The following is a 20,311-nucleotide window of genomic DNA, read 5'->3' on the forward strand; positions in this document are numbered from 1 at the left end:
CGTCCGGCCTCCAAGCAGACATGAACCGGCGACGCGCGCTCCTGCTGCCGGCCCTGCTGGCGGGACCGCGGGCCCCGGCGCAGGCGCAGGCCCCAGGGGCGGCTCAGGCGGTCCACGGAGTGGCGTGGCAGCCGCCGGTCGAGCTTGCCTCCGGGCCCGGCGAGCGCGGTCCCTGGCAGCAGAACGACTCCGCCTATGCCTTCGTCGACGACCCGGCGGTGGCGTTCGCCGGGGACGGCGCGCTGCTGCTGGCCTGGGTCGACCAGCAACGCAAGGCCGTGCTGGTGCAGCGGCGCTCCGCGCAGGCGGCCGCCCTGGGCCCTGCCGTGCCGGTCGATCGCGACCCGCAACGGTTCTCCTGGCTGCCGCGGCTGGCCGTGCCGCCGGACGACCCGGCGACGGTCCTGGTGCTGTGGCAGGAGATCATCTTTTCGGGCGGCTCGCATGGCGGCGAGATGCTGCTGGCACGGTCCACCGACGGCGGCCGCAGCTTCACGCCGCCGCTCAACCTGTCGTCGTCGACCGGCGGCGACGGCAAGGGCCGCATCACGCCGCAGGTCTGGCACAACGGCAGCTGCGACCTTCTCGCGATGCCCGGCGGCGCCGTGCTGGCGACCTGGACCGAGTACGACGGGCCGCTGTGGGCGAGCCGCTCGTCCGATGGCGGACGCACCTTCTCCCGGCCATTGCAGCTGGCTGGCGGGGGGCGCCGCCCCGCTGCCCGCGCACCCTCGCTGGCGCTGGCGCCGGACGGCACCGTCTGGCTGGCCTGGACCGAAGGCAGCCGGCCGGGCGCCGACCTGCAGCTGGCCCGCTCCGGCGACGGCGGCCGCACCTTCGACCGGCCGCGGGCCGTCGCGCCCAGTCCCGCCTTCTCGGATGCGCCGAGCCTGGCGGTGGACGCGCGCGGCGTGCTGCACCTGGCCTGGGCCGAGAGCGGCGGCGGACCGTTCGAGGCGCATCGCATCCAGATCACGCGCTCGGCCGACGGCGGCCGCAGCTTCGAAGCGCCGCGCGTGCTCACGCCGACGCTGCCGGCGCCGTTCGTGGGCGCCGGCTATCCCGTGCTGGCGGTGGACCGCAGCGGCACCGTGCTGGTCGCCTGCGAACTGTTCGAGCACCCGCGCCAGCGGTCCCGCGGCATCGCGCTGCTGGTGTCGGCGGACGGCGGCAGCCAGTTCGGCGAGCCGGCCGTGGTGCCCGGCAGCGTCGATCCCGACGGCGGGTTCAACGGCAGCACGCAAGGGCTGCTGATGAAGAAGCTGGCCCTGGGTCCCGGCGGCCGCGTCGCCCTGGTCAACAGCAGCCTGCTGGAAGGGCGGCGCAGCCGGGTGTGGCTGCTCCCGGGGCGGCTGGCGCGCTAGGCCGGGCTGGGACTATCCGCAGGCCGCCCGGATGGCCGGCGGCACCGGCAGCGCGAAGATGCCGCCGTCCTCGCGCCGGCCGGCGAAGATGCGCACCTCGTCGCATTCCATCAGCAGGTCGTCGCCGCGCATCACGCGGTAGCGCTGCACGAAGCTCTTGCCGCGCCATTCGGCCACGCTGGTGTGGATCTGCAGCGTGTCGCCGTAGGTGGCGGTCTTCATGAACTTCGCGTGCGTGTCCACCAGCGGCGTGCCGATCACGCCCAGCGTCTGCTCGGTCTCGGTCCAGGGCGGCACGCCGCATTCGACGAAGAAGTGCCGCGACGCGGCATCGATCCAGCGGAAGAAGTTGGGAAACCAGACGATGCGCGCGGGGTCGCAATCGCCGAACTCGACGCGCACGGTGTAGACGACGGATCGGCTCACGGGCTCAGTCACCCTGGATGTTGCGCGAGCGGATCAGGCTGCCGAAGCGTGCGCTGTCGGCCTGGGCGCGGGCGGCGAAGTCCTGCGGCGCCATCGGCGCAGGCACGCCGCCGATGGCGTTCATGCGTTCGGCGAACGCGGGCGTGCGCAGCACCTTGTTGATCTCCGCGTTCAGCCGGGTGATCACCGCCGGCGGCGTGCCGCCGGGTGCGTAGAACCCGAACCAGGTGTCGGCATCGAAGCCCTGGAGGCCCGCCTCCTCCATCGTGGGCACGTCGGGGAACTGCGGCGAGCGCTTGGGGCTGCCCACGGCCAGCAGCTTGAGCTTGCCCGCCTTCACGTGCTGCAGACCGATGCCGGGATCGAACATGAAGTCGATCTGCCCGCCCAGCAGGTCCTGCATTGCCGGCGCTGCGCCGCGGTACGGGATGTGGGTGGCGTACACGTTCGCGCTGGCCTTCATCATCTCCGCCGCCAGGTGCGGCGAGCTGCCGTTGCCGGGCGAGCCGTAGGTCAGCCTGCCGGGGTTGGCCTTCACGTAGGCCAGGAACTCCCGGGCGCTGGCCACCGGCACCTTCTGCGGGTTCACCTCCAGGTACACCAGCACGCGCGCGGCGGCGGCCACGGGCACCAGGTCCTTGACCGGATCGAACGGCATGCGGGGATACAGGTGCGGGTTGATCGACACCGTGCCGCCCGAACTCATGAGCAGGGTGTAGCCGTCGGCCGGCTGCTTGGCGACGTAGTCGCCGGCGATGTTGCCGTTGGCGCCGGAGCGGTTCTCCACCACCACGGGCTGGCCCAGCGCCGCCTCCAGGGGCTGCGCGATCGCGCGGGCGATCTGGTCGGCCGCGCCGCCCGGCGGGAAGCTGACGATCACGCGGACCGGCTTGGCCGGATAGCCGCCCTGCGCGAGCGCCAGGCCGGGCAGGGCACCTGCGGCCAGGAGGGCGGCCAGTGCGAGGCGGCGGCCAAGGGTCGGGATGCTGGGCTTCATGGTGTTGTCTCCTTCATTGTTGGAAGCGGAACCGGGCGGCGGTGCCCGGCGTCGTCAGGGCGCCTTGGCAGTGCCGGCGGCCAGGCCGCGCGGCGTGCGGGACCAGCGGATCGGCACCGCCTTGACCGGCCGCGCCGGCGCGCCGTGCTGCAGCAGCGTGGCGTCGAGCGCCTTGCCGGCATCGTCGGCCAGCGCGGCCTGCCGGGCCGCCGCCACGGCCCGCGCGGCGGCCGCCGCATCCGGCCCGTGCGCCAGATGGTCGAGCACGTGGAGCAGGTTCTCCTTGCCCCGCTCGTTGGTGGCGCCGTAGCCCTTGATCAGGCGGCCGCACAGCGCGATCTCGTGGCCGAGCCGCCAGTCGCGGCGGCTGCCCTGGAGCACGCCGTCCAGCCAGCGCGCGATCATCTGCTGCTCGAGGGCGAAGCGGCTGCCGCGGACCCGCAGCCACTTGAGGCTGGCCAGCGTGCGCAGCGCGAGCATGCCGAACGCCGTGTGCGTGCCGACCTTGAGCGGCAGCGCCCAGGGTTCGCGGCCCGCCGCGACGCGCCGGCGGTCCCAGGCGAGCACGCGCTCGGCCGGGCCGGCCGGCAGCAGCGCCGCGAACTCCGGGATGCCGGGCTTGAAGTGGTCGAAGACCTTGAGCAGGTCGGCCTCGGCCGGCTTGACCTCGCGCTGCACGCGCTGCCAGCGGCTCGCGCGGCTCTTGAGGTCGGCCACGCGGACGATGTCGTCGAACGCCATCCACAGCGCCAGCCAGCGCGCCATCTCGGCGGTGATGGCGAAGCCGTGGGCACCCGCGGGATCGGCCTGCCGCTCGGCGGCCAGCACCGACTGCAGGCGCTGCGTGTACAGGTCGGCATAGGGGGTGCCCTGGTACTCGACCAGGCGTGCGTGGCCGAGCACGTACATCTCGCGGACCGGCTCGGGAAAGGCCGGGGCACTCGCGGGCACCGCAGCGGCGGTCGGGCCGGTCGCCGGTGCCGGGCCTGCGGTCGCCTGCTCGGGGGCGAGCAGCTGGGCGACGAAGGCGGCCTGCGTCTGGCGGCCCTGCACCAGGGCGCAGGCCTTGTCGAAGCCGCGCAGGCTCGCCCGCGCCATGCCGCTGGCCTGGTCGGCCGGCGCGCCGCCCCGCACGGCCTGCTCGAAGTGGCGCCGCTCGAACGGCAGCAGGCCGCTGCCGGCGATGGCTCCCAGCAGCACCGCGCTGACCACCGTGCCGGCCTCCTTGGCCATCGCCCCCATGTCGAACACCTGGTGCTCGCGGCTGAAGGCCTGCACCAGCTGCAGCAGCTCGGCGGCATCGGCGCGGCCGTCGCCAAGCTGCATGCGCTCCTGCGTGGTCAGCAGCCGCGCCGTGGAGCTGATGACCAGCGTGCGGTCGGGCGACGCCATGCCGGCGGTGACCTGGCGCGCCGTCTCGAGCAGCTCCGAGGACACCAGCGCGTCCAGCGCGCCGGGCACCGGGCTCAGGCCGAACACCGGATGGCGCCCGCCCAGCTGGGCGAGCGGCACCGGGAACACCTCGAGGTAGTACGTGGTGGCGCCGGTGCGTTGCGCGACGCCGGGGATCGAGGTGGCCTGGGCCGGGTAGCCGGCGATGCGGGCCGTCTCGACCAGCCATTCGGTGAGCACGCCACCGCCTTCGCCGCCGAGGGCGCAGACCAGCAGGGTGATGGGTCGGGTGGTGGTCATGTCAGGCGGGCTGGAGCGCGCGGACGAAGGCGCCACGCAGCGAGTGGAGCAGGCGCTCGTGCCACTTGGGGTTCTGCACGACCTCGGCGCGGTAGAAGCTGGGGCACAGCGTGGCGGCGTGGGCGTTGGCCCCGCACAGGCCGCAACCGACGCAGCCGTCGACCACGGTGGCGACCGGGTCGACCTTCAGCGGGTCGGGATTGTCCTTGAGGGTGAGCGTCGGGCAGCCGGACAGCCGGATGCACGCGTGGTCGCCGTTGCAGACGTCCTCGTCGACGCCGTACTTCACCCGCACCACGCGCTTGCCGGTCTTGAGCAGGTTGGCGATCCAGGGCTTGATGCGGCGCTGGCGCTCCAGCTGGCACTCGCCCTCGGCGACGATGACCTTGAGGCCGTCGAAGTCGCTGGTGAAGGCCTCGACCAGCGTGCGGCGCATCTCGTCGACGTGGTACGTGTGGACGGTGCGCATCCACTTGACGCCCAGTCCCTGCAGCGTCGATTCGATGGTCTGGTTGGTGTGCACCAGGCTCTGCGCCTTGTCGCCGCTGGCGAACTTCGCCTCCTCCTCGGGGGTCGAGATGATCTCCTGCGTGCCGGTGGCGGAGGTGTAGCCGTTCTTGAAGATCAGCAGCACCGCGTCGTCGCCGTTGAACAGGGCGCTCTGCACGCCGGTGAGCAGGCCGTTGTGCCAGAAGCCGCCGTCGCCCATGATGGCCAGCGTGCGCCTGTTCATCATCGGCGAGACGCCCGCGCGGCTGGCCAGGCTCATGCCGTAGCCGAGGATGGAGTGGCCGGTCGAGAACGGCTCGAAGGTGCCGAACGCGTGGCAGCCGATGTCGGCGGCCACGTGCAGCGGGCCGGTCTGCTGCTGCGCGAGCTTGAGCGCCGCGAACACCGGGCGCTCCGGGCAGCCGACGCAGAAGCTCGGCGGGCGCGTCGGCAGCGGCTTGGCCAGCAGCGCGGCCGCGGCGTCCCGCCGTTCGCGGTTGGCGGCCAGCCAGCGCCGGGCGCCCTCCGCGACCGCGCCCGGCAGGTAGCTGGCGGCGAACTGCACCAGGCCCTGGGCGAGCACCTCGACGCCGTACTCGCCGCCCATCGGCAGCAGGTCCTTGCCGTGCAGGCGGGTCTGGATGTCGCGCCGGCGCAGGTGGGTGGCGATCTCCTGCTCGATGTATTCGGGCTGGCCTTCCTCGACCACCAGCACGCCACGCTTGCCGATGCAGAAGTCGGCGATCTGCTCGGGCACCAGCGGGTACGTGACGTTCAGCACCAGCAGCGGGATGTCGCTCTGGCCGAACGCGTCGGCCAGCCCCAGCTGCTGCAGGCTGCGCACCAGGGCGTTGTACAGCCCCCCCTGCACGATGATGCCGACGTCGGCGTGCTGGCCCGGCATCAGCTCGTTCAGGCCGTTCTCGACGATGTAGCGGCGTGCCGCCGGGATGCGCTCCTCGCTCTTGAGCTTCTCGTGCCGGAACGTCACGGGCGGATGCGCCAGCCGGCTGTAGTCGAAGGCGGCGGGGTTCTCCATCAGCTGGCGCGTGGACACCGGCGGCGGGAGGTTGTCGCTCGCCTCGAAGCTGCCGCGCACGTGGCAGGCGCGGATGCGCAGCTCCAGGATGGCCGGCATGTTGGAGGCCTCCGACAGCCGGAAGCCGTGCTCCACCATCTTCACCATCTGCGGCAGCTGCGGCCGCGGATCGAGCAGGCACATGGTGGACTTGAGCGCGTAGGCGTGCGTGCGCTCCTGGATCACCGAGGCGCCCTCGCCGTAGTCCTCGCCGACCACGATCAGCGCGCCCCCCTTGACGCCGGGGGACGACAGGTTGGACAGCGCGTCCGAGGCGACGTTGGTGCCGACGATAGACTTCCAGGTCACGGCGCCGCGCAGCGGGTAGTGGATCGACGCGCCCAGCATCGCCGCGGCCGAGGCCTCGTTGGAGCAGGCCTCGACGTGCACGCCGAGTTCGTCCATGTAGGGCTTGGCCTGCACCATCACGTCCAGCAGGTGCGACACCGGCGCGCCCTGGTAGCCGCCGACGTAGGCGACCCCCGATTGCAGCAGCGCCTTGGTGATGGCGAGGATGCCCTCGCCGTGGAAGGTCTCGCCGCGCTTCTTGCGCAGGAGCTCGATTTCCTTGCCGAACGAAACTTCCAAGGTGGTGACTCCGCAGTGACCGACGAGTGTCCCAAGCCGCGCGGCATCCATCAATACAATGAGCCGACTAAGCGTCATAAGCTCCATGCATCTCCACGCGGTCGACCTCAACCTGCTGCGGCTGTTCGACGCGGTCTACCGCGCCCGCAGCGTGACCCGGGCCGCCGAGCGCCTCGGCCTGACGCAGCCGGCCGCCAGCCAGGGGCTCACCCGCCTGCGCACGCTCATCCACGATCCCTTGTTCATGCGGGCGCCGGGCGGCGTCAAGCCGACGCCGCGGGCCGACCGCCTGGCACCGGCCGTCGCCGCGGCCCTGTCCACGCTGGAGCTGGCGCTGGGCGAAGCCGCTGGCTTCGATCCCCGGCACTCGCAGCGCACCTTCCGCATCCACATGAGCGACATCGGCGAGGGGCGCTTCCTGCCCGACCTGATGGTGGCGCTGCGCGAGCAGGCGCCGGGCGTGCGCATCGAGACGCTGCCGCTGCCACGCGGCGAAGTCTCCGACGCGCTGCACGGCGGCCGCATCGATTTCGCGTTCGGCTTCCTGCCCATGGTGCGCGACAGCGAACGGGTCGAGCTCCTGCGCGACCGCTATGTCGTGCTGCTGCGCGCCGGCCATCCGTTCACCCGCAGGCGGCGACCGGCATCGGGCCTGCTGGCGGCCCTGCGCGAGCTCGAATTCGTGAACGTGCGCACCCATGGCGACACGCTGCGCATCCTGCAGCAGCTGCAGGTGGAAGACCGGCTGCGGCTGACCACCGAGCACTTCATGGTGCTGCCGGCCATCGTGCGCGCGACCGATCTGGCGGTGGTGATGCCGCACAACATCGCCGAGGGCTTTGCCGCCGAAGGCAGCTACGCGATCGTCGAGCCGCCGCTGGCCGGACGCGAGTTCGCCGTCTCGCTCCACTGGAGCCGGCGGTTCCAGGCCGATCCCGGCAATGCCTGGCTGCGCGAGCTGGTCACCGGCCTGTTCCGGCAGCCCGCCTGAGCGCGGCCGCGCAGTTCAGCCGGCGAAGCGCCGGGCACCGCGGCGTCGCGTCGAGCGGCCCGGTCGGGCGCCACCGGCGCAAGCCCGGCTTGCCAGCCCGATGGTGCACGGCGCGGACCGCCCGGCGAGGGGCGGGACGGGGCGCGCGTGCGGGTCCCGGTCCGTCCTGGTCTCCCGGTGCATCGTTCAGCCGACGACGATCACCCGCATCTGCGGCACGCGGGTGTCCGGCTGGTAGCCCAGCATGCCCGCGCGCACCACGTCGTCGGCGCTGTCGGCCAGGGTGGACCGGGCGTCGGCGGTCGCGGCTTCGAAGCTGCGCAGCCAGCGCGGCTCGAACCGCACCAGGATGGGGGTGGCACAGCGGGCCGGCGCGTCTTCCAGGGCCCAGGTGATCGCCAGCGAGCCCGCGGCCGAGGTGGAAGCAACCGCATGCGGGGGGAACAGCCGCCGCAGCCGCTCCCAGAGGATGCCCTGCGTGCCCCCGGGGCCGGCCATCGGGCAGGGAGCGGTGCTGCTGCGCTGGGACGGGTGCACGGGATGCATGGTCGCCTCCGTTTCGTGGCTCTCGTCGCCCTGGCCGAGCGGTCGCCCGGCGCGCACGGCAGGGTGCCGCGTGGGCCAGGCACAGCTCGACGTGGGCGCTACCTCGGCTGTCTCCACCGCGCATCATGGCTGCCAGCCCTTGCACGCGCAAGGGGTTTTGCGCGCATTGGCGCGGCCTGCAGCGCGATGGCGCGGTCGCGCCCGGCATGATGAGCTGATGCTCGATGCGATCACCCGCCGCCTGGCCGCCAACCCGCGCCGCCTGGTGCAATGCGGCCTGTGGATGTTCTTCTCGGGGTCCGTGGCCCTGCTGTTCGGCGCCCTCGTGCGATGGGAGGAGGTGTCGCCCGGTCGTGGGCCGGAGTGGCCAGCGGTGGCCAGCTGGTTCGTGCCCGAATCGGCGGCTGGCTACACCGCGGCCGCGACGCTGGTGTGCTGGGGCGTGTGGGCCATGGGCGCCGGGTTGCGCCAGGCCCGCGCCAGCCGCGACCCCCGCGGCGCCCGACGCCCCTGACCGCGCCCGCCGCGCCCGCCGCGCGCTGGCTGCGACCGGCTCCCGGCAGAGCGCCGATGGCTCGCGGCGCCGTGCCCGGGTCCCCGAGCCGTCCGATCATCTCGCCCCAGCCGCGGGCAGCGACCGGACGGCGGAACTCATCGACGCTGGCCAGTGCCATGGCGGCATTCCTGCATGGCTGTCTTGCGCGCGCAGGCGGCGCCCTCCGGGTGCAACACCGGCACGACTCCTACACATCGCGGGGTGCTCGCCGCGCAACCTGGGTCCATCGACGAACCGGGTGAGCACCATGCAACGAGAGCTTGTCGTCACGACGCGCCACCGCAGTGGCTGGGGACCGTGGAGCCACGAAGCCATCGACCTGATGGCCGAGCCGACCAGCGGGGGCAGTCCGCTGCTCTGGCTGGGGGGCGGCCTGTCCATCGCGCTGTGGGCCTGGGCCACGGCGCTGGCCTTGCAGTTCCTCTGAGCGCGGTCAGCCGCGCAGCAGGCGCTCCGCCTCCGCCTCGGACACGCGCAGCAGGTACCCGCGCGCGATCGCGCGGGCGAAGTGGCGGATGCCGCCCGGCTGGTAGCGCAGCGACACGCGGTAGGCCTCGACTTCGGCCCACAGGCGGAACGCCGGACAGGTGAAGTAGAGCCACCAGAACCGCAGCATGCCGACCTCGCGCATCTGGCGGCAGTGGACCGCCTCGTGCGCCAGCAAGCCGGCATCGGAGCGCACCCGGGGATGCACGACGACCAGCCCCGGGGAGACCGTCATGCCGTCGGCCCAGAAGAGCAGGGGAGTGGCGAGCACGCGCATGCGGGCCATTCTGCCAACGGCCGCGCTTGGCGTGTGCTCATCCGGGCATTGACGCGTCCGTTTGCAGGGCCTTCAGCACGTTTTCCGCCGTCGCGGGCGCCACCAGCGGCGCCCGGCCGTCGCCGCGGGCGGCTGCCACGGCCTCGCGCAAGGCCTCCCAGGCGCTGATCGCCAGCATGAACGGCGGTTCGCCCACGGCCTTGCTGCCGCCCACGTTGTCCTCCGGGTTGGCTTCGTGCCAGAGGTCGACGCGGAAGTGGGCCGGGATGTCGCCGGTGGCGGGGATCTTGTACGTGCTCGGCGCGTGGGTGGCCAACGCGCCCTGGGCGTTCCACACCAGCTGCTCGGTGGTCAGCCAGCCCAGGCCCTGGACGTAGCCGCCCTCGATCTGGCCGATGTCGATGGCCGGGTTCAGCGAGGTGCCCACGTCGTGCAGGATGTCCACTGCCAGCACGCGGCTCTCGCCGGTCAGCGTGTCGATCGCCACCTCGGTGCAGGCGGCGCCGTAGCTGAAGTAGTAGAACGGCCGGCCGGTGAGCGTGGCCTTGTCGTAGTGGATCTTCGGCGTCCGATAGAAGCCGTCGCTCCAGAGCTGGATGCGGTTGGCGTACGCGGCCTTGACCACCTCGTCGAAGCTGCGGGTCTGCCGCGGCGAGATCACCTGGCCGCCCCGCAGGGTCACCGCGCCGGCGCCGCAGCCGTCCAGGCCCGCCACGAACGCCGCCAGGTTGTCCCGCACGTGGCGCGCGGCGAACTGCGCTGCCCGGCCGTTGAGGTCGGTTCCGCTGGAGGCCGCGGTCGCCGAGGCGTTGGGCACCTTGCCGGTCTCCGTGGGGGTGCAGCGCAGGCGCTCGAACGGCACGCCCAGTTCGTCGGCGACCACCTGCATGATCTTGGTGTGCAGGCCCTGGCCCATCTCGGTGCCGCCATGGTTGACCTGCACGCTGCCGTCGGTGAACACATGGACCAGCGCGCCGGCCTGGTTGAAGAAGGTGGCGGTGAAGCTGATGCCGAACTTGACCGGGGTGATCGCGATGCCGCGCTGGATCACCGGATGGCCGGCGTTCCAGCGCGCGATGCGTTCGCGCCGCTCGCGGTAGCGCGAGGTGCGCTCCAGCTGGCTGATCAGCGGCTCGAGGATGTTGTCCTCGACGGTCATGCCGTAGTGGGTGACGTTGCGCTCGCGCGTGCCGTACAGGTTGGCCTTGCGCACGTCCAGCGGGTCCAGCCCGAGGTGCCGCGCGATCTCGCCGAGGATGGCCTCGATCAGGATCACGCCCTGGGGACCGCCGAAGCCGCGGAACGCGGTGTGGCTCTGCGTGTTGGTGCGGCAGCGGTACGAGGCGATCTCGACGTCGCCCAGGTGGTACGCATTGTCCGTGTGGAAGATCGCCCGGTCGGCCACCGGGCCGGACAGGTCCGCCGAGAAGCCGCAGTTGGCCAGCATGGCGATCTTCACGCCGGCCAGGCGGCCGGCGTCGTCGAAGCCGGCCTCCCAGTCGTAGGCGAACGGATGCCGCTTGCCCGTGATGAGGAAATCGTCGTCGCGGTCCAGCCGCAGCTTGACCGGCCGCCTGAGCTTGTTCGCCGCCAGCGCGGCCCACACCGCCAGGTGCCCGGCCTGGGTCTCCTTGCCGCCGAACCCGCCACCCATGCGCCGGCATTCGACCGTCACCGCGTTGTTCTCCAGGCCGAGCGCGTGCGCCACCCAGTGCTGCACCTCGGCGGGGTGCTGCGTGCTGGAATGGATGCGCCACTGGCCTTGCTCGAGCGGCTGCGCGTAGGCGATCTGCCCCTCCAGGTAGAAGTGCTCCTGGCCGCCCACCTCCAGCTGCCCGGACAGCCGGTGCGGTGCACCGGCCAGTGCCGCCTCGGGCTCGCCGCGCCGCACCACCACCGGCGGCAGCACGTAGTGCTGCACCGCATGGGCCTGGCGCGCGTCCAGCACCGCCGGCAGCGGCTCGATGTCCAGCACGACCCGCCGCGCCGCGCGCCGGGCCTGCATCACGCTGTCGGCGACCACCAGACCGACCACCTGGCCGACGTGCTCCACGGTGTCGCGGGCGAAGATTGGCTCGTCGTGCACGAAGGTGGCGAGCACCGGATCGCCCGGGATGTCGCCGGCCAGCAGCACGCCGCGCACGCCCGGCAGGGCCAGCGCTGCGCGGGTGTCGACCCCGCGCAGCACGCCGTGCGCGACCGTCGACAGGATCGGCGCGGCGTGCAGCGTGCCCCGCAGCTCGGGGATGTCGTCGATGTAGGTCGCCGCGCCGGCGACCTGGGCCCGGGCGCTCTCGTGCGGACGCGACCGGCCGGTCGCCGGCTGGCCCGAGGGCGGCGCGTGGGGCGAGTGCGTGCCGGGGGCCAGGTTGCGTTCGCCGGCATCGGCCGGCCCGGCCGGCCCACCGCCGGTGGCCGAGGTGAAATCGTCGTCGCGCGCCGTCATGCGTCCACCTCCTCCAGGCTGAACTGCTCCAGGTTGATGCCGGTGGTGCCCTGGCTTTCCAGCCAGAACCGCTGCAGCAGGTTGCCCAGCACCTGCGACCGGTAGGCGGAGGACGCCCGCATGTCGGTGATGGGCTGGAACTCGCCACGCAGGACATCGGCCGCGGCCCGGACCGTCTCGGCCGTCCACGGCTTGCCGGCCAGGAAGGCCTCGGTGCGCGCGGCGCGCACCGGCGTCGCGGCGACGCCGCCGGCGCCGACGCCGATCCGGGCTACGGCGCCGTCCTGCAGCTCCAGCCGCAGCACCAGGCACACCGCCGAGATGTCGTCGTCGTAGCGCTTGGAGATCTTGTAGGCGCGCAGGAACTCCGCCGGCTGCGGCCGGGGCACCAGGATCCAGGCGACCAGCTCGTCGGGCGCCAGCACGGTCTGTCGGTAGCCCGTGTAGAAGTCCTCCAGCGCCAGATGGCGGTGGCCGCCCTCGCGCATCAGCACCAGCTGCGCGTCCAGCGCGATCAGCAGCGGCATCGAGTCGCCGATGGGCGAGCCGTTGGCGATGTTGCCGCCCAGGGTGCCGGCATTGCGCACGGGCAGGCCCGCAAAGCGGCTGGCGAAGGTCTTCAGCGACGGCCGCTGCGCGACCAGCGCGGCGAAGGCATCGGTGAGTGTCACCGCGGCGCCGATCGCGACGTGGTGCGGGTACTCCTCGATGCGGCGCAACTCGCGCGCCCGGGTCACGTCCAGCACCTGGCCGAACTGCCGGTGCTGCTTCGTGACCCACAGGCCGACGTCGGTGCAGCCGGCCACGACCTGCGCCTGTGGGTGCGCCGCGCGCGCCGCGAGCAGCTCGGGCAGCGACTCCGGGGCCAGGTAGGCCAGGGTGGACGGCGCAGTGGGCTGGCCGGCGAGTGCTTGCAGCCGGGCGAGCAGCGCCGCCTCGTCGATCCGCGCGGGCGGCAGCTGCTCCATCTGCTGCGCCGCGTCCAGGATGGGCCGGTAGCCGGTGCACCGGCACAGGTTGCCCGACAGCTCCTCCTGTGCCAGCGCGCGGGTGACGGGTTCGCCGCGGCAGACATGGTTCTGGTACATGCCGAACAGGCTCATCACGAACCCCGGGGTGCAGAAGCCGCATTGCGAGCCGTGGCAGCGGACCATCGCCTCCTGCGCCGGGTGCAGCGCGCCGTCGGCGGCCGCGAGGTCCTCCACGGTCCACAGCGCCATGCCGTCGATGGAATGGGCCAGGCGGATGCAGCTGTTCACCGCGCGCCAGCGCAGCCGGCCGCCGTCCGGCTCGGCCAGCACGACGGTGCAGGCGCCGCAGTCGCCCTCGCCGCAGCCTTCCTTGGTGCCGGTGGCGCCCAGGTCCTCCCGCAGCAGCTCGAGCAGGGTGCGCTCGGGTGGTACATTGCCCAGCGAAATCAGCTCGCCGCGGCGCATGAATCGAATCGTCTTGGTGTCCATGGGAAGAGGCAAAGGGTAAACCCAGGTGACGGTGGAGGGTAGGGCGTCCGAGTGTTGCCGGCATAAGCGCTGCCATATGCAATCGATGCCGGGCCGGGTATGAGAGATCAAGCCCTTTTCGACAAGATCGACCTCCATCTCATCCGAGTCCTGCACACGGTGTTGACTGAACGCAGCGTTTCCCGGGCCGCCACGCGCCTGGGCATGTACCAGCCGCAGGTCTCGGCGGCGCTCAAGCGGCTGCGCGAGCTGTCCGGCGACCCGCTGCTGGTGCGTTCGGGCGCCACCATGGTGCCCACCGAAGCCGCGTTGCGCATGATCGAGCCGAGCGCAAGCATCCTTCGTGCCGCCGAGGCGCTGTTCACGCCGACGCGCGGCTTCGACCCGCAGACCGCCACCCAGACCTTCCGGGTGGCCGCCAGCGACTACCTCGACCCGAACTTCCTGCCGGCGCTGGTGGCCGACCTCAAGCACGCGGCGCCCCGCACCCGCATCGAGATCCATCCGCTGTCGCCGGACGGCCACTACCACGCGCGGCTGGCGCAGGGCGACGTCGACGTCGTCGTGGGCAACTGGCTGCAGCCGCCCGGGGACCTGCACCGCGGCGAACTGTTCACCGACGAGGTCGCCTGCCTGGTCGCGCGCGACCATCCGGCGGCGCGGCGGGGCTGGTCGGCCGACGACTGGCTGGTGGCCGAGCATGTCGCGCCGACGCCCACCCATCCCGGCGCGCGCGGCGTCATCGACGAGCACCTCGAGGGCCTGGGCCTGGCACGCAACATCACCGCGCGCTGCGCCCATTTCGGCCTGATCCCGGCCATGGTGGCGTCGAGCTTGCTCGTGCTGACCACCGGTCGCCTGTTCTGCGAGCGCTACGCGGGGCGGCTGCCCGTCACAATCCTGCCGCCCCCGATCGACTTTCCGCCGCTCACCTATTACCAGCTGTGGCACGAGCGCAGCCACGGTTCGGCCGCCGCCCGATGGCTGCGCGGCCGGATCAAGGCCTGCGCCGCCGACCTCCGACAAGAACGATGAGTCCACCCGCCCGCCTGCAACTGCAAGGCATCACCAAGCGCTACCCCTCGGTCGTGGCCAACGACGGCGTGGCGCTGTCCGTCCTGCCCGGCCAGACCCACGCCGTGCTGGGCGAGAACGGGGCCGGCAAGTCGACGCTGATGAAGATCATCTACGGCTCGGTGCGGCCCGACGCCGGCCAGCTGTGGTGGAACGGGCGGCCGGTGCAGGTGCGCCATCCCCAGGAGGCGCGCGCGCTGGGCATCAGCATGGTGTTCCAGCATTTCAGCCTGTTCGACACGCTGACCGTGGCCGAGAACGTCTGGCTCGGGCTGGACAAGGGCCTGCGGCTGGCCGACGTCAGCCGGCGCATCGAGGCCAAGGCCGCCGAATACGGCCTGGAGGTCGACCCGTCGCGCCCGGTGCACACGCTGTCGGTCGGCCAGATGCAGCGGGTGGAGATCATCCGCGCCCTGCTCACCGACCCGCAGCTGCTGATCCTGGACGAGCCGACCTCGGTGCTCACGCCGCAAGCGGTCGACAAGCTGTTCATGGTGCTGCGCAAGCTGGCCTCCGAGGGCTGCAGCATCTTGTACATCAGCCACAAGCTGCACGAGATCCGGGCGCTGTGCGACGCCTGCACCGTGCTGCGCGGCGGGCGCGTCACCGGCGAATGCGACCCGCGCCAGGAAAGCAACGCGTCGCTCAGCCGGCTGATGATCGGCGCCGAGCCGCCGCAACTGGAGCACCACGACCGCCAGCCGGGCGAGGTCGTGCTGCGGGTGCAGGGGCTGTCGCTGCAGCGCGAGTCGCCGTTCGGCATCGACCTCGATGCGGTGTCCTTCGAGGTGCGCGCCGGCGAGGTGGTCGGCATTGCCGGCGTCTCGGGCAACGGCCAGCGCGAGCTGCTCGCGGCACTCTCGGGCGAGGACCGGCGCGCCGGCGCGGATGCCGTGCAGGTCGCGGGCCAGCCGGCGGGCCGCCTCGGGCCCGCGCACCGACGGCACCTGGGCCTGCACTTCGTCCCGGAGGAGCGCCTGGGCCGCGGCGCGGTGCCCTCGCTGGGCCTGGCGCACAACCTGCTGCTCACCCGCACCGACGCGGTCGGCCGGTCGGGCTGGATCGACGTCGGGTCGCTGCGCGCGCAGGCCGCCGACATCATCCGGCGCTTCAACGTCAAGGCTGGCGGGCCGGGCGCGGCGGCACGGTCGCTGTCCGGCGGCAACCTGCAGAAGTTCATCGTCGGCCGCGAGATCGATGCCCGCCCGAGGCTGCTGGTCATCTCGCAGCCGACCTGGGGGGTGGACGTCGGTGCCGCCGCGCAGATCCGGGCCGAGATCCTGCAGTTGCGCGATGCCGGCTGCGCCGTGCTGGTGGTCAGCGAGGAACTCGACGAGCTGTTCGAGTTGAGCGATCGCCTGCACGTGATCGCCAAGGGCCGGCTGTCGCCCTCGCTGCGGCGGGCCGACGCCACCGTCGAGAAGATCGGCGAGTGGATGAGCGGCCTCTGGGCGCCCGCCGCGGCGCCCCCGGTCACGGCGATGGAGGGCCGCTGACATGCTCAAGCTCGAAGCCCGCCCCGAGGCCTCCCGGGCCTGGAGCATCGGCTCGCCGCTGCTGGCGCTGGTGCTCACCGTCGTGATCGGGACGCTGCTGTTCGTCGCCCTCGGCAAGGACCCGGTGCGCGGCCTGCAGGTCTTCTTCTGGGAGCCGGTCCGCTCGGCCTATGCGCTGGGCGAGCTGACGGTCAAGGCCACGCCGCTGCTGCTGGTGGCCCTGGGGCTGGCCGTGTGCTTCCGCTCCAACGTGTGGAACATCGGCGCCGAAGGGCAGTTCGTGCTCGGCGCCATCGCCGCGGGCGGCGTCGCGTTGCTGGCCGACAAGACGACCGGCCGCTGGATCGTGCTGGCCATCCTGCTGGCCGGCGTGGCCGGCGGGATGCTGTGGGCGGCGCTCACCGCCTTCCTGCGCGACCGCTTCAACGCCAGCGAGATCCTGGTCAGCCTGATGCTGGTCTACGTGGCCGAGCAACTGCTGTTCTGGCTGGTGTTCGGCCCCTGGAAGGACCCGGGCGGCTACAACTTCCCGCAGACCCGCAGCTTCGAGGCCGTGACGCAGGTTCCGCGCCTGCTGCAGGGCTCGCGGGTGAGCATCGGCGTGCTGATCGCGCTGGCCGGTGCGGCCGCCCTGTGGATCTTCCTGTTCCGCACCCGCGCCGGCTTCGCCCAGCAGGTTGGCGGGCTGGCGCCGGCGGCGGCCCGCTACGCCGGCTTCTCCTCGCGGCGCGCGCTGTGGCTGGCCCTGCTGGTGTCGGGCGGCGCCGCCGGCCTGGCCGGCGCGCTCGAGGTGGCCGGTCCGGTGGGGCAGCTCACGCCCTACGTGCCGGCCGGCTACGGCTTCGCGGCCATCATCGTGGCCTTCGTCGGCAGGCTGCATCCGGTCGGCATGGTGTTCTCGGCGATCCTCATGAGCATGTTCTACATCGGCGGCGAGCTGGCGCAGTCGCGCCTGGGCCTGCCCAAGTCCCTCACCGGCGTGTTCCAGGGCCTGCTGCTGTTCACGCTGCTGGCCTGCGACACGCTGATCGCCTACCGGGTGCGCTGGCAGGGCGGCACCAGCCCGAAAGGAGCGGCGTGATGGAGTCCTATGCGCTGCTGTTCGCGGCGACGCTGAACGCGGGCACCGTGCTGGCGCTGGCCGCGCTGGGCCTGCTGGTCAACGAGAAGGCGGGCGTGGTCAACCTGGGCGCCGAAGGCATGATGCTGTGTGCCGCGCTCGCCGCGTTCGTGGCCGTGGTGCACACCGGCAGCGACGTGCTCGGCTTCGCGGCCGGGGCCGGCGCCGGTGCGCTGCTGGCGGCGGTGTTCGGGGTGCTCGTGATCTGGCTGAACACCAACCAGTACGCCACCGGCCTGGCGCTCAGCCTGTTCGGCGCCGGCTTCTCGGCTTTTGCGGGCATCCGCTACGTGCAGGAGAAGCTGCCCGAGCGGCCGCACTTCGCCATTCCCTGGCTGGGCGACCTGCCGCTGGCGGGGCCGGCGCTGTTCCGACAGCATCCGATGGTCTACCTGGCGGTGGCCCTGGTGCTGTTCCTGGTCTGGTTCCTCTGGCGCTCGCGTGCCGGGCTCGTGCTGCGCTCGGTGGGCGAGTCGCCCGAATCGGCCCATGCGCTGGGCTACCCGGTGCGCTGGATCCGGCTGGCGGCCGTGGTGGCGGGCGGGGCGCTGTGCGGGCTCGCGGGCGCCTACCTGGTGCTGATCTACACCCCGCTGTGGGTGGAGGGCATGGTCGCCGGGCGCGGCTGGATCGCCCTCGCGCTGACCACCTTCGCGACCTGGCGGCCGGCCCGCGTGCTGCTCGGCGCCTATCTCTTCGGCGGCGTGACCATGCTGCAGTTCCACCTGCAGGGCGCCGGGGTCGAGATCCCCAGCCAGTTCCTCACGATGCTGCCCTACCTGGCCACCATCGTGGTGCTCGCGCTGATCTCGCGCAACCCCGCCTGGATCCGGATCAACATGCCCGCGTCGCTGGGGAAACCCTTCCATCCCGGCTCATAATCCCGGCTTTCGTCGCCACCCCATCCAGAGGATTCCCATGACCGATCTGAAGAAACGCTCCCTGCTGCACGTCGCGGTGCTGTCCGCGCTGGCCGCCACGGCCCTGGTCGGCTGCGGCAAGAAGGAAGAGCAGGCTGCCGCCCCGGCCGCCGCGCCCGCCCCCGCCGCGGCCGCCAAGCAGGAGCCGCTGAAGATCGCGTTCGCGTACGTGGGCCCCGTGGGCGACGGCGGCTGGAGCTTCGCCCACGACAATGGCCGCAAGGCGCTCGAGAAGGAGTTCGGCGACAAGGTCCAGACCTCCTTCGTCGAGAAGGTGCCCGAGTCGGCCGACGCCGAGCGCGTGCTGCGCGACATGGTCGGCCAGGGCAACAAGCTGATCTTCGGCACCACCTTCGGCTACATGGAGCCGATGCTCAAGGTCGCCAACGACAGCAAGGGTGTCCGCTTCGAGCACGCCACCGGCTACAAGACCGCCGAGAACCTGCGCACCTACGACAGCCGCACCTACGAGGGCGCCTACATGGCCGGCGTGGTCGCCGGCAGGATGACCAAGAGCAACGTGCTCGGCGTGGTCGGCTCGGTGCCGATCCCCGAGGTCGTGCGCAACATCAACAGCTTCACGCTCGGGGCCCAGTCGGTCAACCCGAACGTCAAGACGCGCGTGGTCTGGGTCGGCGAGTGGTTCAGCCCGCCCAAGGAGACCGAGGCTGCCACCTCGCTGATCAACGGCGGCGCCGACGTGCTGATGCAGAACACCGACTCGTCGGCCGTGCTCCAGACCGCCGAGAAGATGGGCAAGCGTGCCTTCGGCTGGGACAGCGACATGACCGCCTACGGCCCCAAGGCCCACCTCGGCTCCGCGGTGATCAACTGGGGCCCGTACTACATCAAGGCCACGCGCGACGCGCTGGAAGGCAAGTGGGCCACCGGCCAGAGCTGGTGGGGCGTCAAGGAAGGCGCGATCGACTTCGTGTCGCTGGCCGCCGACGTGCCGGAAGACGCCAAGAAGAAGCTCGAGGAAGTCAAGGCCGGCCTCAAGGACGGCAGCTTCGCCATCTGGAAGGGCCCGATCGTCGACAACACCGGCAAGGAAGTCGTGGCCAAGGACGCGGTCGCGGACGACAAGTTCCTGGGCGGCATCAACTTCTACGTCAAGGGCGTGGAAGGCAAGGTGCCGGGCGGCGACAAGAAATAAGCCCGCAGGGCCGACACCATCGATGGCCGCTTGCGCGGCCATTTCTTTTTCGATGCGCGCGAAGGTGCAGGGATGATCCGGACGGCGACAACCACCGAAGGCAGGACAACGAGGAAGCCCAGGAAGGCAGCCATCTTCCTGGCCGGCGCGGCCTACGGGCTGGCCATGCGGCTCGCGTTCGGGATGCTGCCGTTCTTCGCGGCGGCCAAGCCGACCGCCGCGAGCGGGCCGATGCTCGCCTCGTTCGTGCTGCTGGTGCCGCTCGGCCTGGGCGCCTGGACGGTGCTGGCCGCGCGCGATCCCAGCCCCGACTGGGGCTGGTCGCTCACCGCCCCCTGGATCCCGACCCTGTGCTTCGTCGCGGGCACGGCGCTGCTGCTGCTGGAAGGCAGCATCTGCATCGCCCTGGCGCTCCCCATCTTCCTGGCCATGGCGACGCTGGGCGGGCTCGTCGGCCGGGTGTCGCTGCGCTTCGTGCGGCTGCCGCGGCATGCCGCGCATGCGCTGCTGCTGCTGCCGCTGCTGGCCGGCACGGCCGAGACGCACCTGCCGGTGACGCAGCAACTGGCCGAGAGCCGCGCCAGCACGGTGATCGCGGCGCCGCCCGAGGCCATCTGGTCGCTGATCAACCGCGCCACCGACATCCGCCCGCAGGAGATGGCGCAGGGAATTGCCTTTCGCATCGGCGTGCCCTCGCCGATGGAGGCCGTGACGCAGGACACGCCGCAGGGCCGGTTGCGCCGGTTGCGCTGGGCCCGGGGCGTCAGCTTCGACGAGCCGATCGAGGCCTGGGAGGAGAACCGCTTCATCCGCTGGCGCTACGCGTTCGCGCCGGACTCGTTTCCACCCGGGGCGCTGGACGACCACGTGGTGATCGGCGGCCGCTACTTCGACCTGGTCGACACCTCGTACGCGCTCACGCCAGTGCCGGGCGGCACCCGCCTGGACATCGTCGTGCACTACCGCGTGGGCACGAACTTCAACTGGTACGCGGGCTGGTGGGGGCGGCTGCTGGTCGACGACGCGGCGGCCACCATCCTGCAGTTCTACAAGGCTCGGGCCGAAGCGGCCGGGGTGCGTCCGGCGCCGTCCGCCTGAGGCGGCCGGAACACCCGGCAGCACCGTCGGCCCGGCCGGTGGTCGGCGGCA

At 72.1% G+C, this 20,311-nt stretch carries 18 protein-coding genes; 10 read left to right on the top strand and 8 right to left on the bottom strand.

The features are described from left to right. Positions 1-20 precede the first annotated feature (20 nt). Positions 21-1,364 carry a hypothetical protein gene (locus VFE82_RS16250; RefSeq protein WP_325001354.1) on the top strand — a complete coding sequence of 448 codons (1,344 nt, stop codon included), beginning with the start codon at positions 21-23 and terminating at the stop codon, positions 1,362-1,364. A gap of 12 nt (positions 1,365-1,376) precedes the next feature. On the opposite strand, the gene VFE82_RS16255 is transcribed toward VFE82_RS16250, so the two are convergent. From VFE82_RS16255 to VFE82_RS16270, 4 genes are read right to left on the bottom strand one after another with little or no spacing between them, the layout of a single operon-like run. Next, positions 1,377-1,790, bottom strand: a complete 414-nt coding sequence (locus VFE82_RS16255; protein WP_325001355.1) for an acyl-CoA thioesterase — start codon at positions 1,788-1,790, stop codon at positions 1,377-1,379. Between the two features lie 4 nt (positions 1,791-1,794). After that, a complete protein-coding gene (locus tag VFE82_RS16260) occupies positions 1,795-2,787 on the bottom strand; it encodes a tripartite tricarboxylate transporter substrate binding protein (protein ID WP_325001356.1) in 993 nt (330 codons plus the stop codon). A 54-nt stretch (positions 2,788-2,841) separates the two neighbouring features. Then, a complete protein-coding gene (locus VFE82_RS16265) occupies positions 2,842-4,479 on the bottom strand; it encodes an indolepyruvate oxidoreductase subunit beta family protein (protein WP_325001357.1) in 1,638 nt (545 codons plus the stop codon). A gap of 1 nt (position 4,480) precedes the next feature. Further along, on the bottom strand, positions 4,481-6,634 hold the full coding sequence (locus VFE82_RS16270) for an indolepyruvate ferredoxin oxidoreductase subunit alpha (RefSeq protein WP_325001358.1): 2,154 nt from the start codon (positions 6,632-6,634) through the stop codon (positions 4,481-4,483). A gap of 85 nt (positions 6,635-6,719) precedes the next feature. On the opposite strand from VFE82_RS16270, the gene VFE82_RS16275 reads away from it, so the two are divergent. Next, the gene (locus VFE82_RS16275; protein ID WP_325001359.1) at positions 6,720-7,625 is read left to right on the top strand and encodes a LysR family transcriptional regulator; all 906 of its coding nucleotides are present in this window, start codon (positions 6,720-6,722) and stop codon (positions 7,623-7,625) included. Positions 7,626-7,811: 186 nt separating this feature from the next. On the opposite strand, the gene VFE82_RS16280 is transcribed toward VFE82_RS16275, so the two are convergent. Next, positions 7,812-8,171 (bottom strand): hypothetical protein, encoded by a 360-nt coding sequence (locus tag VFE82_RS16280; protein WP_325001360.1) that lies wholly within the window; start codon positions 8,169-8,171, stop codon positions 7,812-7,814. A gap of 217 nt (positions 8,172-8,388) precedes the next feature. Here VFE82_RS16280 and VFE82_RS16285 point away from each other — a divergent pair, with 217 nt between their 5' ends. Both VFE82_RS16285 and VFE82_RS16290 read left to right on the top strand, forming a co-directional pair. Beyond that, on the top strand, positions 8,389-8,685 hold the full coding sequence (locus tag VFE82_RS16285) for a hypothetical protein (protein ID WP_325001361.1): 297 nt from the start codon (positions 8,389-8,391) through the stop codon (positions 8,683-8,685). A gap of 289 nt (positions 8,686-8,974) precedes the next feature. Next, the gene (locus VFE82_RS16290; RefSeq protein ID WP_325001362.1) at positions 8,975-9,154 is read left to right on the top strand and encodes a hypothetical protein; all 180 of its coding nucleotides are present in this window, start codon (positions 8,975-8,977) and stop codon (positions 9,152-9,154) included. Positions 9,155-9,160: 6 nt separating this feature from the next. Here VFE82_RS16290 and VFE82_RS16295 read toward each other — a convergent pair whose 3' ends face one another. From VFE82_RS16295 to xdhA, 3 genes are read right to left on the bottom strand one after another with little or no spacing between them, the layout of a single operon-like run. Continuing rightward, on the bottom strand, positions 9,161-9,490 hold the full coding sequence (locus VFE82_RS16295; RefSeq protein ID WP_325001363.1) for a hypothetical protein: 330 nt from the start codon (positions 9,488-9,490) through the stop codon (positions 9,161-9,163). A 37-nt stretch (positions 9,491-9,527) separates the two neighbouring features. Next, entirely contained in the window at positions 9,528-11,936 is a 2,409-nt protein-coding gene (xdhB, locus tag VFE82_RS16300; protein ID WP_325001364.1) for a xanthine dehydrogenase molybdopterin binding subunit, read from the bottom strand. Then, positions 11,933-13,396, bottom strand: a complete 1,464-nt coding sequence (gene xdhA, locus VFE82_RS16305) for a xanthine dehydrogenase small subunit (protein ID WP_325001365.1) — start codon at positions 13,394-13,396, stop codon at positions 11,933-11,935. The genes xdhB and xdhA overlap by 4 nt, the downstream gene beginning before the upstream one ends. A 99-nt stretch (positions 13,397-13,495) precedes the next feature. Between xdhA and VFE82_RS16310 the strand changes: the two genes are divergently transcribed. The 6 genes from VFE82_RS16310 (at position 13,496) to VFE82_RS16335 (ending at position 20,260) form a co-directional block, all read left to right on the top strand. Next, a complete protein-coding gene (locus VFE82_RS16310; RefSeq protein WP_325001366.1) occupies positions 13,496-14,431 on the top strand; it encodes a LysR family transcriptional regulator in 936 nt (311 codons plus the stop codon). Then, positions 14,428-15,966: an ABC transporter ATP-binding protein gene (locus VFE82_RS16315; protein ID WP_325001367.1), complete on the top strand. Its 1,539-nt coding sequence runs from the start codon at positions 14,428-14,430 to the stop codon at positions 15,964-15,966. Before VFE82_RS16310 ends, VFE82_RS16315 begins: the two co-directional genes overlap by 4 nt. A 1-nt stretch (position 15,967) precedes the next feature. Then, the gene (locus VFE82_RS16320; RefSeq protein ID WP_325001368.1) at positions 15,968-17,047 is read left to right on the top strand and encodes an ABC transporter permease; all 1,080 of its coding nucleotides are present in this window, start codon (positions 15,968-15,970) and stop codon (positions 17,045-17,047) included. After that, entirely contained in the window at positions 17,047-17,967 is a 921-nt protein-coding gene (locus tag VFE82_RS16325; RefSeq protein ID WP_325001369.1) for an ABC transporter permease, read from the top strand. The genes VFE82_RS16320 and VFE82_RS16325 overlap by 1 nt, the downstream gene beginning before the upstream one ends. Before the next feature lie 37 nt (positions 17,968-18,004). Next, a complete protein-coding gene (locus VFE82_RS16330; protein ID WP_325001370.1) occupies positions 18,005-19,162 on the top strand; it encodes a BMP family ABC transporter substrate-binding protein in 1,158 nt (385 codons plus the stop codon). 72 nt (positions 19,163-19,234) lie between these two features. Further along, positions 19,235-20,260 (top strand): SRPBCC family protein, encoded by a 1,026-nt coding sequence (locus tag VFE82_RS16335; protein WP_325001371.1) that lies wholly within the window; start codon positions 19,235-19,237, stop codon positions 20,258-20,260. The last annotated feature ends 51 nt before the right edge of the window (positions 20,261-20,311 follow it).

Source organism: Ramlibacter sp. (assembly GCF_035655895.1).
Lineage (GTDB): Bacteria > Pseudomonadota > Gammaproteobacteria > Burkholderiales > Burkholderiaceae_C > Ramlibacter.